We start from the raw sequence: 545 nt of genomic DNA, 5'->3' as shown, positions 1-545 counted from the left end.
GAAGAACGCCGGTAACGCGCGTGTGAGCGGGATGGTCCGCGATGCTTCGGACGCCTGATCGCGCAAGTTCCTCACGCTGGGATGCGGTCGATGCTGACGGTGTCCTCGGCGAACACGCCGTTCTCGCGGTGGCGGACGTCGGAGAGCGCCGGATAGACCTGCAGCCGCGCCCGCATCACCGAACCGAACGGCCGGTGTGCCGCGCTGCGGTGCGCAGGGCGGAAGGTCAACGCGTCGCCGCAGTAACGCACACACTCATTTGACAGTACGTACAGCGAGCCCCTCGCGGCACGACCCTTCCGGCGAGTGCCGATACGGATTGGAGATGACGTGGCCCGGCTAGAGGCCGTTCACCGGGACGAGGCGCGGCGCGCCCGATGGGAGTGGCGGCTCGACCCACACGTCGCCGAGGACGGCTGCCGGCACGCGGCAATCGACTTCTTCCGCGCGCATGATGTGGCGTTCGAGCTGAAGGCTCAAGTCTGGGCCGACGCCGGGAGGCAACCTATCGAGGACGCGTCGGTCGATTGGCCGATCTCGGTAAG

1 protein-coding gene and 1 pseudogene are annotated in these 545 nt (G+C 67.7%); one reads left to right on the top strand and one right to left on the bottom strand.

All coding sequences use genetic code 11. The features are described from left to right. Nucleotides 1-71: 71 nt before the first annotated feature. Complete coding sequence (locus MKK75_RS21625) at nucleotides 72-230, bottom strand: hypothetical protein (protein WP_244044574.1); 159 nt, start codon at nucleotides 228-230, stop codon at nucleotides 72-74. A gap of 100 nt (nucleotides 231-330) precedes the next feature. Here MKK75_RS21625 and MKK75_RS21620 point away from each other — a divergent pair. Continuing rightward, nucleotides 331-545, top strand: a pseudogene (locus MKK75_RS21620) (catalase); the annotation flags it as partial.

The organism is Methylobacterium sp. J-030 (assembly GCF_022829545.1).
GTDB lineage: Bacteria > Pseudomonadota > Alphaproteobacteria > Rhizobiales > Beijerinckiaceae > Methylobacterium.
The sequence above is the reverse complement of the archived record's forward strand: the minus strand, read 5'-3'. Positions and strand labels throughout refer to the sequence as shown.